The following is a 15,618-nucleotide window of genomic DNA, read 5'->3' on the forward strand; positions in this document are numbered from 1 at the left end:
GTCGCCCGGGTGAGCCTTATCGCCGCGTGCTCCACTGCGGAACCTGTGGGGCAATCACTCTCCTGAAGGTGGGGACGACTTGACCTGTCTTGCCGACGTCGCGACCTATCTGCCCCCGCGCCGGGTGAGTATCGACGACCACTTGCGCGGACATGGCTTCTCCGAGTCACGCATCCGACTGCACGAGCGGTACTTCGGCTTCTCCGAGATCCGCTTCGGCGCCGGCACCACGCTGGCGGAGGACCTGGTGGCTGCCGGGGCCGCTCTGGAAAGTCTGTCCCGCGTGCGACACCGCATCCGTTACGTCCTGCACGGGCGCACGATGCCCGTCGTCGCGCCCTACCCGGCGAATCCGTTGCAGGAGGCACGCCGGAAGCTCGGCCTGGAGCACGCCCAGGCGTTCTCCGTCACTCAGCACGCGTGCGCCAGTTCGCTCCTCGCCGTTGACCTGGCCGGCCGCATGCTCGCCGGCGCGGGGGATGAGGAGGGGCTGGTCCTGGTGCTCAGTGGAGAGAAGGCGTTCACCTCCTGTGCCCAGGTCATCGTCAACAGCGGGGTCATGGGGGAGGGCACCACCGCGGTCCTGGTCGGCGCAGACGGCCGACGCGATCGGATGCTGTCCTACGCCACCCGCACGTACGGCGAGTTCCACGACGGCGCATGGCTCAGCGAGGAGGCGGAGGAACACTTCCAGCAACTCTATCCGTCGGCGCTGGCCGAGGTGATCCGCGCGGCGACCGAGCACGCGGGCCTGGAACTGGACCAGATCGAACTGATCCTGCCGCACAACGTCAACCGGATGTCGTGGCTGCGTGTGCTGCGCCGGCTGGGGCTGCGCCGGGTGGACCGGCTGTTTCTGGACAATCTGCCGCGCACCGGTCACTGCTTCGGTGCCGACGCCTTCGCCAACTACCGCACCGCACGCGACCAGGGCCGGCTCCAGCCGGGCCACAAGTATGTGATGACCGCGGTCGGTTTGGGCGCCACTTTCTCCGCCATGACGTTCGAGCACTAGGAGCGAGGGTGACAACTTCGCCGAACACGGCGACCGATCGGCTACGCCGGGCGCTGTCGGGCGCCGACGTGCCACTGGTGCTCCTCGGTAACTTCGAGGTCGAGCAGTACTGGGCGGTCGGTGAACGCGGACTGCCGCGGATGTCCTCCACTGCGAGCACGGTCATCGTCAACCGCATGGACGAGTTCACCCTGCTCCTGGGAGGCCCCCGCGACCATGTGGTGGTCAAGGCCGCGCCCGACCCGGACTATGTTTCCTACCTGACGGATCTCGGCTTCCAACTGCCGCAGATCCTGAGCCCCGCACGGCAGGATCCCCGGCGCCCGGTCACCGCCGACGTCATGGCCGACACCGCGCTGCTGGCCCGGCTCGCTGAACTCGGTGACGCGGGCGCGTGGCTCTGGCCCCACGGGGTGTCCGCTGCGGAGGAGGAGTTGGCCTCCGTGACCGGGCTGCCGTTCGCCGGCGCCGGGGCCGCGGTCTGCAAGAAGGTCAACAGCAAGATCTACAGCCGTCTGCTCGCGGACCGCGTGGGCCTGCGTCAGCCGGACGGCCGGGTCTGCCGCGATGTCACGGAGCTGACCGAGGCATGCGCCTGGGCGCGCGGACGGCTGCTCGGTGGCATTCCGGTCGTCGCGAAAGACGCATTCGGGGTCTCCGGCAAGGGGTTGCTGGTCATCCGCGAGGAGGCGGCGCTGCAACGCCTCCAGCGCATGGTCGGCCGGCACGCCGAGGGTGGTCTGTCGCTCCTCTTCGAGGAGTGGGTCGACAAGCACATGGACCTCAACTACCAGATGACGGTCGACCGTGCGGGCACCGTCCGGTTCGACTTCGTCAAGGAGGCCCTGACCGAGGCCGGCGCACACCGCGGACACCGCATCCCGGCGCGTCTCACCGACGCTCAGCTCGCCGAACTGCGGGCCGCCGCGCTCGCCATCGGCAAACTGCTCGCGGCCGACGGGTACGTCGGCGTCGTCGGCGTGGACGCCATGGTCGACCCGGACGGCGGCGTCTACCCGGTGACCGAGATCAACGCGAGGAACAACATGTCCACCTACCAGGAGCGGATCCGCGAGATGTTCGTGGGCGAGCGGCGCTGCGCCCTGGCCACGCACTACCCGCTCCAGCTCGACCGGAGCCTCCCCTTCGACGAACTCGACGGCGGACTCGGCGGCCTGCTGCTGCGTCCGGGCGACTCCACCGGTCTGCTCGTCAACAATTTCGCCACGGTGAACGCGGCAGCCGCCACCTCCGGCGGTTTCGAGGGCCGGCTGTACGCGGTGGTGGTCGCCGACGACGAACAGGACCTCGAATCGATCGACCAGGCGGTCCGCACCCGGCTCCACGACCTGACGAAAGGCCGGCGATGACAGACGGATCCACCGTGCAGGGCCTGTCCGTGAGGGACCTCGCCGACGAGTTCGGTACGCCTCTGTACGTGTACGACGGCGATGTGCTCACCGCTCAGTACCACGGACTACGGCAGCGGCTCGACCCGGCTGTGGAGATGTTCTTCTCCCTCAAGTCGAACCCCAACGTGGCGATTTGCGCTTTCCTGCGAGGGCTGGGCGCACGCGCCGAGGTCTCCTCGCTGGCCGAGCTGGTGACGGCCACACGAGCCGGGGTCACGGCGGACGACATCGTCTTCGTCGGACCCGGCAAGAGCCGTGCCGAACTGTCCGCCTGCCTGGACCTCGGCCTCTACGCGGTCATCTGCGAGTCCTTCGGTGAACTCGCGCTCGTAGACGCCCTGTCGCGTGAACGCGGCGTGGTCACCCAGGTCGCGTTGCGGGTGAACCCCGACTTCGTGGTCAAGGGCGCCAAGCTGACGATGGGCGGACGCAGCAGGCAGTTCGGCATCGACGTCGAGCAGTTGTACGGGGCCCGCGAGCGGCTGGCCCGATTCGAGGCCGTACGGATCATCGGCTTCCAGTCCTATCTGGGAACGCGCATTCTGAGCGAGGCGGTGGTCGCCGAGAACACGGAGCGGATTCTCGACCAGGCAGAGCGGCTCGCCGAACGGCTCGACGTCCCCCTGGACTTCGTCGACGTGGGTGGTGGCCTCGGGGTGGCCTACTTCGAGGGCGAGCACGACATCGATCCGGACGTCGTCGCGGGACTGGTCAACCCGGTGATCGGCCGCTTCACGGCCCGCCGTCCCGGGACCCGGATCGCCATGGAACTGGGCCGGTATCTGACCGCTCACAGCGGGACCTACCTGGTGCGGGTGCGCTACGTCAAGGAGTCCATGGGAGAGCCGTTCGCGGTCGTGGACGGTGGCACCCACCACCACATGGCGGCGGTCGGCATCGGCTCCTACGTCAAGCGCAACTTCCCGATGAGCCTGCTCACCGGCGCGGGCCGGGACGCCGACGCTGCCGTGGAGAGCTGGAACATCGCCGGGCCGCTGTGCACACCCAATGACGTGCTGGGCCGGCACGTCCCGATGCCTGCGCCGCGCCCCGGTGACCTCATCGCAGTGTCGCGCTCCGGCGCGTACGGGCCGACCGCGTCACCGGGACTGTTCCTCGGGCACGGACACCCGGCCGAGGTCCTCGTACGGGACGGCCGGGCCCACCTGATCCGCGAGCGGGACGACGTGGCCGACGTGCTGCGCGGTCACCGGTTGCCCGACCTGACCGACGTCGCGGTCACGGTGGCCGCCGCGGCCACACCCGAAGCACCGTAACCAGCCCAAGGAGGACGAACAGATGGACACGACCGGCGTGGGGAACAGGTCCGAGGAAGCGACCGACACGGTGGCGGAGGACGTCGTCCGGCTGCTCGCCGGCCTGCTGCAGCGCGATCCCGCCTCGATCGGCCGCGACGCGCAGCTCTTCGGTGACCTGGGGCTGGACTCGACCAGCTTCCTCGAAGTGCTCATGCAGACGGAGAACGACCTCGGTGTCGAATTCGACCCGTACGACCTCGAACCACACGACTTCGAGACGGTGGGCACCCTGATCTCGTTCGTCCGCAAGCAGATGGAGGCGTAGCCGCCGTGTACGTGGCCGGGCCCCCGACCCTCGGTACCAGACCTGTCCCGGACGGACGAACGCTGCGACTCGCGGCCGTGCACCGGTTCGAGTTCGGAGCAGAGAGCCGGTACACCTCCCAGGACCGCACCTACTTCACCGACCTGTTCGCCACGTTCGGCACAGTGCCCGACGAGAACGCCTTCGAGTCGGGACGCACCACCTTCCGTGACATGGCCGCCAGGCTGGTCCTGTCAGCCGGTGAGCTGGCCGACGGCTTCGACATGGCTGTTCTCGCCCACGCGACGCCCGACGCCGAACCGGGCTGGCCGATGTCGGTGCTCGTGGAGGCCGTGCCCGGCGCCGGCCTCGTCCTGGGCGTCTCGGACCAGGGCGTGGTCGCTCCCTTCACCGCCATGAGACTGGTGCTGGACCAGGTGTACGACGGTCCGGTGATCCGGGCCGCTGTCTGGATCATGGACCAGTCCGCGACCCTGCACACCGAACCCGTCCCGGACAACCGGCGGGCGACCAGGAACGCCGCGGTCGCGCTGGTGCTGACCGACACGGGCACGCTCGGACCGTTCGGCTTCGCCCAACAGCACTCCTGCGAGGACGCCGTCCAGGTGCGGGCGGCGCTGGACGCGGCACTGACGCAGCTGGCCGACGACGGTCCACCGGTCACCGTGGTGTGCGGTGAGGCGCTGGTGCCGTACGTCGAGCACCATCCTCTGGCCGGTGCCGTGCGGGTGGCGCCGGCCGGGCAGCCGTGCACCGGCGTCTGGTTCGTGCTCGCCGACTGCCTGAGCGCCGGTGACCGGGTACTCATCGCCGACTACGACGAGGAGTTCGGTTACCTGGGTCTGTGCGGCATGGAGCCGACCGGTCGGAGTGCGCAGCCCATGAGCGCGGGAGGCGTCCGGTGACTTCGCTCGTAACAGCTGACCTGTGCCGACGGCTTGCCGCGCACGCGGAGCGGGAAGGCGCGCATGCCGCGTTGGAGGCATTGCACCGGGCAGCCGGTCCGGACGCCCTGTGGTGCGGTCCGGGCGGATATGTGCTCGCGTCCGCACAGACGGTCCGGTCGGCCCGGACCGTGCGGTTCCCCGACGGTCCGCACGAGCGTGCGGCTTTGCGGGAGACGGATCTCACCACACGGGCATCGGCCCGCGCCGGCCTGGCCGGTCTCCGGTTCGACCGGACCGGATGGGAGCCCGAGGTTACTGACCCCGCTTGGGTACTTCCCCCGATCTGGCTGCGCTTCGGGTTGTCGGTGCGGTTACGGGAAGCCTGTCTGACCCGGCTGGCACAGCGGAGGGCGGGCGACACCCCGCTTCTGCAGCAGCAGATGGTCAAAGGCCAACTGGCCGACATCGCGATCGGCCACTTGGAGACCGGGACGACGCTCGCCGCGTTCGACGACGGCGCATCGGACCTCGCGACGATGCTCGACGTGAACCACCGGATCACTGGCATCGACACCGACCTGCTGAACCTTCTCGGAGCCGCGGGCTATCTCAGCGACGGACCGGGGCAGGCCGCGTATGTATCGGAACTGATCACGGACCTCTACCTGCCGCGACCGACCCTGGACGGAATCGATGCCTGAACTGGACGAGCGCCTGCGGTTGTTGCAGGGACAGGCCCATGAGTGGGCGGCGGAGATGCGGCCGCTGGCGCTCGAACTCGACGCCGACCCCGATGCCGTACGGCGCCACCTCGACCTCCCGGCCATGAGCCGGGTGGCCACTCTGCAGATCCCGCCGGAATACACCGATGATCCGCTTCGCATCGGACCGCACCGGTACTATCTGATGAGCGCGCTGGAGCGGGTGGTGTTCTTTGAGGAGGGCGCCTGGGGCGACCTCGGCATGATGCTGGCCTCGCCCGGAGCGCCGATGGCCGGCGTCCTGGTCGCCGCGCTGGGCAGTCCGCAGCAGCAGGACTACTTCTTCTCCCGCGTCCAGCAGAAGCCCACCTGGACCTTCTTTGCCCTGACCGAGCCCGCCGGAGGGTCGGACGCGGTCGGTCTGCGCACGGCACTCACCGACACCGACGACGGCCGGATGCGCCTGGACGGCGCCAAGCGGTACGTCGGTAACGCCGTGCGGGGCGAGCTCGGAGTGGTCTTCGCACGCAGTGGCCCCGGGCCCCTGGGGCTGGCGGCGGTGGTGGTCGACGCGGCGGCCGACGGGTTCAAGAGCGAACCGCTCGACACGCTCGGCGTGCGCGCGGCGCAGATCGGAGGGATCACCCTTGACTCCGTGCTTGTCCCGCGGGAACGAGTCCTCGGCACCCACCTGTCGGCCACCCGCCGGGGCATGTGGGGCTGGCTGCGTACCTTCCATCTGCTGCGCCCGGTGGTCGCGATCATGGGAGTGGGCCTGGCACGGGCCACGTACGAGTACGTCCGGGACAATCGGTCCACGTTGACGTCCTGGGACCGCGACCGCCTGGACGCCATGGCCCGCCGCATCGAGGGCGTCCGCAGACTGACCCGCCGGGCGGCACAGACCGCGGACCACGACCCCGACGACGGGCACCTGGGGGCGGCGGCCAAGGTCGCCGCGGCACGGCTGGCGTGCGACTGCACCCGGGCCGCGCTCACCTTCTTCCCGGCCGGCGCGCGACTCGAGCATCCGCTGCTGGACAAGCTGGCGCGTGACGCGCGCAGCGTGGAATACATGGAGGGCACGACCAACGTGCAGCGTCTCGGGCTGTTCGGCACCCTGTCGCGCCGTCGGCTCGCGACCGTGCCGGAGCCGTGACAGCGGCCGGGGGCCGGCCGTCCTTGCCCCGCGGAGCCGAGGTGCACGTCTGGCTCGTACGACTCGCCGCGTCCGCAACGGCCTTGGCGGCGGCGCGCCAGGTGCTCACCGACGATGAACGGGCCCGAGCGGGCGCTTTCGCCGATCCGGAACGGCATCGGCAGTTCGTGTCCGCCCGTGGCGCGAGCCGGCGGATTCTCGCGGCCTACCTGGGCAAGCCCCCGCACCTGCTGGACTGGCGCACCGGGACGTACGGCAAGCCCTACCTGTCCGGGGCGGCCGAGCCCTTGGCCTTCAACCTGTCGCACAGCGGCGACCTGGCGCTCCTGGCCGTGACCTGTGGCCGGGCCGTGGGCATCGACGTCGAGCGGCTGCGCGGGGGACAGCAGGTGCTGGTGACGGCGGGGCGGTACTTTCCCCCAACGGAGGCGAGAAGCCTGCGGGCCATGGCTGCGGGACGGCGCACCGAGGCCTACGGACGGATGTGGGTGCGCAAGGAAGCGTGCGTCAAGGCGGCAGGCGGACGGCTGGGCCAGGGCCTTGGGCTGAGGGTCGGCGCCGAGCCGGGCAGCGTCGTGGTGGATGACCACCGCGGCAGACTCCGGGGTCCGTGGAGGGTCACCGACGTGCCGGTACCGACCGGATACGCGGCGGCGGTCGCCAGGGAAGGGGCCGAGGATTTCCGCCACATTTTGCTAGCCTACCCGCCCGCCACCAGCGGGAAATGACCTTCGATCCCAAGGCGGTGCGCCGTGCCTCGTGCCCAGTTGTCTCCGAAGAATCTCCCATGGCTGCGTTGACCCGGAAGGACAGCGCACCACAGGCCCGCAAGCCGTCCCTGATCGGTGAGACCGTCCGGCTTTCCGGCTCGATCTTGGTGGGACTGCTGGCGGGACTGGTGCTGCAGGTGTGGACTCTGGCCTTTCTCGGCCGACTGGGCAGCGAGGCTCTGTACATTCGCGCCATCTACGCCCCAGTGGGATTCCTCGTGCTCGCGGTGACCGAGGGACTGGTGGTCGCCGCGCAGGTCTCGGCCGGGATCGCGACCCGGAACGGGCGTCGTGACGTGCTGCGGTCGTCACCCACCCATATCGCGGTGGGCGGCGGTGTACTGCTGCTCACGGCAGCGGTGTTCGCCGCCGGATCGGACGTCGTCTTCGGCGTCCTCGGGGTGGAGGCGCGGAACCGGTCCGGCGTGGTCGCCTTCGTGGTCGCGGTGTGTCTCACCAGCGTGGTGAGCCTGCTGCCGTACGTGGGCGGCGCGGCGCTGCGCGGCATGGGCCGCGCGGGGGCGTCCTCGCTGCTGTCGGTGGGGTTCACCCTGCTGACGATGGCCGCGACGGCGTCCTTGAATGCCGTGACCGGACTGGGGGTGTTGGCCGTGCCGATCGGCACGCTGGTCGCCGGCGCCGTGGTCGGCGCGGTCGCGGGCGTGTTGCTGCGTGAGCACCTTCCCCAGGTGTCCAAACCGTGGCTGAGGCGGGATGCGGTAGTTGAGTTGCGCTCCTTCGGCGCGCCGGTGGCGGCGACGTTCCTCTTGCTGTCCTCGGTCAACTTCGGCTATCTGTGGGTGCTGCGTGACGCCGGTACGGCCGAGATCGCGGGCTTCGGTCTCGGACAGAACGCGACCTCGTTCTTCACGGTGGTGGCCCTGGCGGTGGGGTCCGGTGCGGCTGTCGCCGTGAACCTGCGCCCGGGAGAAGACCGTCGGCCGATCAACAGCGCGGGCCTGACCGCGACCGTACAGGTCGCTCTCCCCGCATACGCGGTCATCGGCGCCCTGGCGTACCTGCTGCGGCACCCGCTGGCCGGAATGCTGACTTCGGACCAGGCCATCGCCGCGATCGCGGCCGACTACTTCCTGTGGACCGGCCCGACCTTCGCGCTGTTCGGCGGAACACTGGCCCTGTTGACGTATCTCGAGCAGATCGGCAGGGCCTCGGCGGCGTTCACACTCAACATGGCCTACTTCGCGGTACTGCTCGCGGTCGCTCTCTGTCTGCCGCCGCCGGTCGGCAGCACCACCTTGGCGCGACTGCTCGCCGCGGGCAACATCGTCGGCTTCGCCACCTGCTGGTACTGCGCGCGGCATCTGATTCGCCGGGCCCGCTGACATCTCCCGCACCGACCGGCTATGCCCCAACGAGGTGTGTCCGGCCCGCTGCCGGGTGCTGAAGACTGACAAACGAACGGACAGTGGGGCTTACGCAATGGACTCGCCGACCTGAGGAGGCGCCCCGTGCACAGCACGACCGATCGCCGGCTCCGCACCAGACTGACCTCCATCAACAAGCACATCCGTGCGGACCGGCCCCCCTTCGGCGCCACCGAGAATGTCGTGCTGCGCCGGTTCACCACCCTCGCCGGTGATCCGCGCCGGGTGGGGGAGATGTATCAGTTCTGGTTCCGGACCCGCGGCTGCACCTTCGACAGGGCCGGCCAGTGCAGCATGTGCAACTACGGCGTCGGTCCGGACATCGACCCCCGCCACATCGCCCGGGCGCTGCAATGGCGCATGACCTCGGTCCCGGAGAACGCCTTCATCTACGTGTCGCCCTCCGGGAGTCTGCTGGACCCGCGGGAGGTGCCGCGCGAGCTGCTGACGTCGGTGCTCGCCGAGGTCGCGCGGCACAAACCGGCCGCGTTCGCCTTCGAGAGCCGGCCCGAGCTGTGCACACCCGAGATCTTCGGTGAGATCGGGGCGGCGCTGCCCCGTTCGACGAAGGTCGTCGTCGAACTCGGCGTCGAGTCGTGGAGCACATCGATCCGTGGAATGTGTCACCTGAAGCCGTCACCGCAGCAGGCCTACGAGCGTGCGGTGCGGCTGGCCGCCGAGCACGGCTTCGACGTGATCGCCAACATCACGCTGGGTGGACTCGGACTGACGCACGCCGCTGCTTACACCGACACGGTCGCGAGCGTACGGGGTACGCGCGCCGCCGGCTTCACCACACAGATGGTCTTCCCCCTGAGCGCCAAGACGGGCACCCTGCTCGGCTGGGCGCACGGGCAGGGCCTGTGGGAGGCACCGACGCTGTGGATGCTGATCCGGGTGCTGGCCGAGTGCGCGGCGGAAGGAGAAGCCACAGGGCGCAGCCGCGACCTCGACATCTCGTGGTACAACCCGGGTCTCGAGGGTGTGATCCAGTCCCGGCCGGACGGTTGTACCGCATGCCGTCCCGTACTCGTCGACGTGTTGGAGGCGTTCCGGCTCGAACCGTCCGCCGCCACGCTCAGCCCGGCGCTGGGCTGGTCCGGTTGCGACTGCCCCGCCCGGACCGACCGGATGCTGGAACCGTCCCCGCGGGATCCGGTGTACCGGGACCGGCTGGTCGAGATCGCCGACCGATGGGACGCGGTACAGCGGGACAGGGACCGCAGATCACTGCCCCTCCTGCCAAGTGCCGACGGCCAGTAGGGATGTCGCTCCGGGCCGGAATCCGATGCTCAGCAGGTCCGCGGCCACGAACGTGGTGGCGGAGTGACAGAGCGGCGAAGGGAAAACCGAGTTGCACAAGGTCCTTGTCACGTTCGGCGGCTACGGCGCGGGCACTTACGCGGGTGCGACGCGAATGGCCTGGCGCACCTCGCACCAACTGGCGCGTAGCGGATACGACATCGCCGTGATCACCGATGCCGATCGGCCCGGCGCACTTGCCACCGGGATCGGCGACCGGCCTCTCGGAGCCCCCGAGCCGGGGTGGCACCCCGACGTGGTGCACGCCTACGACCTCGCCCGGCCGGCCTTCGTGGAGGTGGGGCGGGAGTGGGCACGCCGGTGCGGCGTCCCGCTGGTGTTGACGCCCGCATCGGCGGCGACAGTCTGGCCCGATCCCGAACTCGGCCGCAGATGCCTGGGTGAGGCCGACGTCGTCTTCGTCATGAACGCCAAGGAGGAAGCGGAGACCAGGGCGGTCGCCCGGCCGAGCGCGGACATCCTGTACATCCCGCAGGCACCGGATCTGACCGGTACGCCGGACCCGGAACGCTTCCGCGGCCGGTACGGCATCACCGGTCCCATGGTGCTCTTCCTCGGCCGCCGGGTTCCGAGCAAGGGCCACTCAGTACTCCTGGATGCGGCACCGCTCGTCTGGGGCACCCTTTCCGACGCCACGTTCGTCTTCGCCGGCCCGGGCGGCGACGACGACATCAGCTCCCGCCACGACCGGCGTCTGATCGATGTCGGCCCCCTGGAGGAACTGGCCAAGCATGACGCTCTCGCGGCCGCCGACGTGCTCTGTCTGCCCACGGGCGCCGACCTGTTCCCGCTCGTCTTCGCCGAGGCGTGGTCGTGCGGACGACCGGTGGTCAGCGCGGACTTCCCGGGCGTGGCCGACGTCGTACGTGACGGGGTGGACGGCCTGGTGGCGCGGCGAACGCCGCGGGACCTGGCGGCAGCGTTACTGAGACTCCTCGGCGACGAAGAACTGAGACGACGGCTGGGCGCCGCGGGCCGTCGCCGCGTGGCGGACGCGATGTCCTGGGAAAGGGTCGCCACCGTGGTGGCGAAGGGCTACCACGCGGCAAGCGGTGCGTGGGCGAGCGGAGCCCACTCATGACCACGAGCACACCGCCCGCCTTCCGCGTCACCCTCGCGGACAACACCATCGGCCAAGCCGAGATCGACGCCGTGACGCAGGTGCTGAACAGCCGTTGGCTGTCGGCGGGCGACGTCACCCGGCGTTTCGAAGAGGAACTGGCCGAGGCGCTCGGTGTCCACGACGCGGTGGCGGTCAGCAGCGGAACCGCTGCTCTGCACCTGGCTCTGCTCGCGTTGGGCCTGCGCCCGGGGGACGAGGTGGTGATTCCGTCCCTCAGCTTCGTCGCCTCCGCGGCGGTGACAGCGCTGCACGGCGGCATTCCGGTCTTCGCCGACGTGCGGTCCGTGCAGGACCTGACTGCGGCGCCCGCCGACGTCGAGCGACTGATCGGCGACCGCACCAGGGCGGTGGTGGTGATGCACTACGGCGGCCATCCGGCCGCCGTGGAGGAGATCACCGCGGTGGCGCGGGCGCATGGCGTGCCGGTCGTTGAGGACGCCGCACATGCGCCGATGGTGCATCTCCCGTCGGGCGCGGCCCTCGGCACCGTCGGAGATGTCGGCTGCTTCAGTTTCTTCGCCACGAAGAATCTCACGACTGGAGAGGGCGGACTCGTAGTGGCCCAGGACTCCGAACTCCTGAACCGCGTCAGATCGATGCGCTCGCACTGCGTGTCCCGCTCCACCTGGGAACGTGCGCACGGCTCGGCACTCGGTTATGACGTGACCGGCGTCGGCCTCAACTACCGGCCCACCGAGATCACCGCGGCGATCGGTCGGGTGCAGCACCGTCGGCTGTCCGAGGACCGCCGGATCAGGCACGAACTGGTGGTGATCTACCGGGAGTTGCTGGCCCGGATACCAGAAGTCGAGGTGCCGGCCGAACGGGCCGCCGGAGACTCGGCACACCACCTCATGGCCGTGCTGCTCCCTACGGGTACAGACCGTGACGCTGTGCAGCACAGGTTACGCAAGGCCGGGGTGCAGACGACTGTGCACTATCCGCCCACACACCTGCTGCGGCACTACCGCTCCGGCGACACCAGCTGGCGGGCCGCCGCGGCGGCACGGGAGTCGCTGCCCGTGACCGAGTCCGTCGCGGACCGCCTGCTTTCGCTTCCGCTGCACAGCCGTCTGTCGGACGAGGACGTCGCATACGTGGTGGACTCACTCTCGACGGCCCTGTATCCGCGTACGGGAGGGTGAGGCGATGGCATTCACGGTTCGTGACGGTCGTCTCCGGAAAGACGGTGAGCCGTTTCTGGCACTGGGCGTCAACTACCATCCGAGCGGAGCCGGATGTGACATCTGGGTCGACTGGGATCCGGAGACGATCAAGGCAGACTTCCACCGGATGGCCGATGCCGGCCTGAACTCCGTGCGGCTCTTCCTGTTCTGGCGTGACTTCCAGCCCGAGCCGCACGTGGTAAGCGAGCAGGCGCTGCAACGCCTGGACGCGGTGCTGGCCATGGCAGCCGAAGAGGGGCTGAACTGCTTGCTCTCCCTGCTGACGGTGTGGATGAACGGCCAACTTCTCGACCTGCCGTGGCGGGCCGGTCGCAGCCCCTGGCACGATGCCGAACTGCTCGCGGCACAGGAGACACTGGCCGGGGCCGTCGCGGCCCGGCTGCGCCACCACGCCAACGTCCTCGCCGTCGACCTCGGCGACGAACTGTGGAACATCGACCCGGTGGCCGCGCGCTCGCTGACCCGGGCCGACGTGGCGCAGTGGCAGGAACGGCTGGCCGCGGTGGTGCGCTCGCAGGCACCGGGTCTCCCGGTGCTCCAGGCGAACGACGCGTCCGGCGTCTTCGCCCCAGTCCCGTACGGTGCGGACAACAGCACCGGCCTGGACCTGATCGGCACCCATGGCTTCCCCACCTGGGCGCCCGGATCCATCGAGTCCACCCTGTCGTACAAAGCGACGAGCCTGACCGCCTTCCAGGTGCGCGTCGCCATGGCCTACGGGGTCGTCCTCGTCGACGAACTCGGCAGCTACGGAGTGAACGAGACCACCGCGGCGGCGTACCTGGGCGCAGCGGCCGCTTCCGCACTGGCGAACGGGGCGGCCGGGGTGTTCGTCTGGTGTTGGCAGGACATCGCCTCCACTCGGGCCCCCTACCGGGACCGGCCGGCGGAACGCATGGTGGGCCTGCACCGCCTGGACGGGACGCCCAAACCGACGATGCGGCGGTACGCCGAGGTCCTCGCAAGAGCGGCGGAGCTGTCGATCACCTTCTCCCGGGCGCCCGTCTCGCTCTGTCTCACCGAGGGTGTACGCCACCGGGGGAGCACCTACCTCGACGGCGCGGATGCCATGACAGGAATCTTCCACGCATATCTGCTGGCCCGGCGTGCTCACCTGGAGGTCGACATCACCACGACCGACACGGTCGGGCGGCAACTCGTTCTGTACCCGTCGGTCAGCCGCCTCACGATCACCGACCTGGAGCGGATGACGGAGGCCGCCCACCGTGGCGCCACTGTCTACCTCTCCCTCGGCGATCACCTGCACGCCTTCCCGGGAACGGAGCTCATCGGCGCGGAGATCGTCGACTTCGGCCTGCCGGAAGGCAAGACCGAACTGCTTTGGGGGAACGAAAGCTGGCCGATCCGATGGAGTGCGACATCCTGTCGGCCGACGACCATGCGCACCACCACGGCCAGGGTGCTGGCTCACTTTCCGGACGGGACACCCGCGTTGGTGGCCAACGACATCGGCCATGGCCAAATCCTTTTCTGCAACGCACCTTTCGAGCAGCAGTTGAACGAACCGGGCCGCCTGACGTCCGGTGTGCCGCATCGGTTCTATCAGCGTCTTGCCGAGGTGGCGGGCGTTTCCCCGCTCGTACCGGACGCCGACCCGGACCTTGAGGTCCTTGTCGGACAGCGCGACGGCCGAGCGGTCGCGATACTGGTCAACCACGGAGACACACCGGTGACCGCCCCGGACGACGGTCCTCCCCTCGAAGCGAAGGGCTGGCGCGTGGTGGACCGGCTGGGCACGCTCGATCGGGAGGGGTGAAGGCTCGCGGACGGTCCTCGCGGCATTCGGTGCCGCTGCGGTGTCTCCGGAGTGCTACTGGGAAAGGGCCTGGGCGAGAAGGGCGGCTTCGCTGACGGGTGGTGTGCGGGTGGCCCCGCGGCGATGTGCGCCGGGCTGCCCCGGATCCACCTTCTCCGGCCGCCGCGCTCCCTCATCGGGCTCCGAAGGGTTCTCGCACTCCGTGGCCGCGCAGCGTCGAGGAGACCGTCTCTGTTCCTTACTCGCCAAGCAGGGCCACGGTCTCCTGCAGTCGCTCGTACGCCCAGTCGTACTGCTCGGTGCCGGTGTGTGCCCGGAAGTCCGTCTCGATGATCTGGATCAGAGCGAGGTGCAGGTTGTACAGCCGTCGACGGGTCCGCTCGGTGGTGGTGAGCGGCCGGTGGCCGTAACCGCGGATGAAAGCCGTGGCGTCCCCGAACGCGGCCGACTCACTCGCGGTGAAGCCGAACTCCATCAGCGGATCACCGTAGAACGCCCGCTCGTGGTCGACGATCGCCACGACCTGGCCGTCACGCACCATGCAGTTGCCCGGCCACAGGTCCCACTCGACGAACCGGGGTTCTGTCACCTCGTCCAGCGAATCGGCGTGGGCGGCCACGACTTCGCGGATCACGTCGTAGCCGTGCGGGAGGACGACATTGCGTCGCTTGCCGTCGCCCAGCAGCTCCTCGACCATCCGCAGGAAGGCCGCACGCCACGTGCTTTCGCCCGGTCCGGCCAGCGGGCCGAAGGCGGTGCCGGGGATGGTGTTGAGCTCGCGGGTGATCGCGCCGAGCGCCTCGTCGTACGCGTTGATCTGCGTCTGGGTCAGGGTGTCCCTGATGACGTGGAGGTTGTCCGCATCGATGTACGTCATGAAGAAGTAGTCGGCGTCGCACACCTCATGGGTCCGATCGGCGAACTCGACCTCCGGCACGGGAACCTTCGTGTGCTCCCGGATCAGCCGCAGAGCCTTCAGTTCGGTGGCCATGGCGCCGCGCTCGTAGGTCATGACCTCGACATCCGGTGGCGGCGCGATCTTGAGGACAACCTGTGTGCCGGATCGCAGCCGGATCCGGTAGGCCACGTTGAACCAGCCGTCGCTCAGTTCGCTGACCCAGTCCTCGCCCGCGTCGCACACCTCTTCCGGGCCGTAGGCGTGGGCGACCATGGTGCGAAGTACCTCAACGGGCTGCCGGTTCTTTGTGATGCTCTCCATCAATCCTCCGCCCCAAGCATGATCGGACGGTAGCACCAGGGCGCAGTTGTGCACTCGGGCCCCCCGGGGGCGCCTT

At 69.4% G+C, this 15,618-nt stretch carries 14 protein-coding genes; 13 read left to right on the plus strand and 1 reads right to left on the minus strand.

From position 1 onward, the window contains the following. Positions 1-79 precede the first annotated feature (79 nt). The 13 genes from ACH4VX_RS11650 (at position 80) to ACH4VX_RS11710 (ending at position 14,323) form a co-directional block, all read left to right on the plus strand. On the plus strand, positions 80-1,015 hold the full coding sequence (locus tag ACH4VX_RS11650) for a 3-oxoacyl-[acyl-carrier-protein] synthase III C-terminal domain-containing protein (RefSeq protein WP_398367180.1): 936 nt from the start codon (positions 80-82) through the stop codon (positions 1,013-1,015). Between the two features lie 8 nt (positions 1,016-1,023). Next, positions 1,024-2,385: an ATP-grasp domain-containing protein gene (locus tag ACH4VX_RS11655; protein ID WP_398367181.1), complete on the plus strand. Its 1,362-nt coding sequence runs from the start codon at positions 1,024-1,026 to the stop codon at positions 2,383-2,385. Beyond that, the gene (locus ACH4VX_RS11660; protein ID WP_398367182.1) at positions 2,382-3,704 is read left to right on the plus strand and encodes a type III PLP-dependent enzyme; all 1,323 of its coding nucleotides are present in this window, start codon (positions 2,382-2,384) and stop codon (positions 3,702-3,704) included. Before ACH4VX_RS11655 ends, ACH4VX_RS11660 begins: the two co-directional genes overlap by 4 nt. A gap of 22 nt (positions 3,705-3,726) precedes the next feature. Further along, positions 3,727-4,011: an acyl carrier protein gene (locus ACH4VX_RS11665; RefSeq protein ID WP_398367183.1), complete on the plus strand. Its 285-nt coding sequence runs from the start codon at positions 3,727-3,729 to the stop codon at positions 4,009-4,011. Positions 4,012-4,088: 77 nt separating this feature from the next. Then, positions 4,089-4,916, plus strand: coding sequence for a hypothetical protein (locus ACH4VX_RS11670; protein WP_398367184.1), 828 nt, complete (start codon positions 4,089-4,091; stop codon positions 4,914-4,916). 170 nt (positions 4,917-5,086) lie between these two features. After that, positions 5,087-5,599, plus strand: a complete 513-nt coding sequence (locus tag ACH4VX_RS11675) for a hypothetical protein (protein ID WP_398367185.1) — start codon at positions 5,087-5,089, stop codon at positions 5,597-5,599. Next, on the plus strand, positions 5,592-6,758 hold the full coding sequence (locus ACH4VX_RS11680) for an acyl-CoA dehydrogenase family protein (RefSeq protein ID WP_398367186.1): 1,167 nt from the start codon (positions 5,592-5,594) through the stop codon (positions 6,756-6,758). The genes ACH4VX_RS11675 and ACH4VX_RS11680 overlap by 8 nt, the downstream gene beginning before the upstream one ends. Positions 6,759-6,799: 41 nt before the next feature. Continuing rightward, positions 6,800-7,486: a 4'-phosphopantetheinyl transferase family protein gene (locus ACH4VX_RS11685; RefSeq protein ID WP_398367187.1), complete on the plus strand. Its 687-nt coding sequence runs from the start codon at positions 6,800-6,802 to the stop codon at positions 7,484-7,486. A 59-nt stretch (positions 7,487-7,545) separates the two neighbouring features. Then, positions 7,546-8,871 (plus strand): MATE family efflux transporter, encoded by a 1,326-nt coding sequence (locus ACH4VX_RS11690; protein WP_398367188.1) that lies wholly within the window; start codon positions 7,546-7,548, stop codon positions 8,869-8,871. Positions 8,872-8,997: 126 nt separating this feature from the next. After that, complete coding sequence (locus ACH4VX_RS11695) at positions 8,998-10,176, plus strand: hypothetical protein (protein ID WP_398367189.1); 1,179 nt, start codon at positions 8,998-9,000, stop codon at positions 10,174-10,176. 91 nt (positions 10,177-10,267) lie between these two features. After that, on the plus strand, positions 10,268-11,317 hold the full coding sequence (locus ACH4VX_RS11700; RefSeq protein ID WP_398367190.1) for a glycosyltransferase family 4 protein: 1,050 nt from the start codon (positions 10,268-10,270) through the stop codon (positions 11,315-11,317). Beyond that, complete coding sequence (locus ACH4VX_RS11705; protein WP_398367191.1) at positions 11,314-12,504, plus strand: DegT/DnrJ/EryC1/StrS family aminotransferase; 1,191 nt, start codon at positions 11,314-11,316, stop codon at positions 12,502-12,504. Before ACH4VX_RS11700 ends, ACH4VX_RS11705 begins: the two co-directional genes overlap by 4 nt. A gap of 4 nt (positions 12,505-12,508) precedes the next feature. Then, on the plus strand, positions 12,509-14,323 hold the full coding sequence (locus ACH4VX_RS11710; protein WP_398367193.1) for a cellulase family glycosylhydrolase: 1,815 nt from the start codon (positions 12,509-12,511) through the stop codon (positions 14,321-14,323). Between the two features lie 238 nt (positions 14,324-14,561). On the opposite strand, the gene ACH4VX_RS11715 is transcribed toward ACH4VX_RS11710, so the two are convergent. Continuing rightward, entirely contained in the window at positions 14,562-15,542 is a 981-nt protein-coding gene (locus tag ACH4VX_RS11715) for a phosphotransferase family protein (protein WP_398367194.1), read from the minus strand. Between the last annotated feature and the right edge of the window lie 76 nt (positions 15,543-15,618).

The organism is Streptomyces sp. NPDC020731 (assembly GCF_044334705.1).
Taxonomy (GTDB): domain Bacteria; phylum Actinomycetota; class Actinomycetes; order Streptomycetales; family Streptomycetaceae; genus Streptomyces.

What these genes read in the sequence shown, in the direction of transcription:
- ACH4VX_RS11660 (WP_398367182.1), top strand. Translation starts at nt 2,382, where the DNA reads ATGACAGACGGATCCACCGTGCAGGGCCTGTCCGTGAGGGACCTCGCC.
- ACH4VX_RS11665 (WP_398367183.1), top strand. Translation starts at nt 3,727, where the DNA reads ATGGACACGACCGGCGTGGGGAACAGGTCCGAGGAAGCGACCGACACG.
- ACH4VX_RS11680 (WP_398367186.1), top strand. Translation starts at nt 5,592, where the DNA reads ATGCCTGAACTGGACGAGCGCCTGCGGTTGTTGCAGGGACAGGCCCAT.
- ACH4VX_RS11690 (WP_398367188.1), top strand. Translation starts at nt 7,546, where the DNA reads ATGGCTGCGTTGACCCGGAAGGACAGCGCACCACAGGCCCGCAAGCCG.
- ACH4VX_RS11705 (WP_398367191.1), top strand. Translation starts at nt 11,314, where the DNA reads ATGACCACGAGCACACCGCCCGCCTTCCGCGTCACCCTCGCGGACAAC.
- ACH4VX_RS11710 (WP_398367193.1), top strand. Translation starts at nt 12,509, where the DNA reads ATGGCATTCACGGTTCGTGACGGTCGTCTCCGGAAAGACGGTGAGCCG.
- ACH4VX_RS11715 (WP_398367194.1), bottom strand. Translation starts at nt 15,542, where the DNA reads ATGGAGAGCATCACAAAGAACCGGCAGCCCGTTGAGGTACTTCGCACC.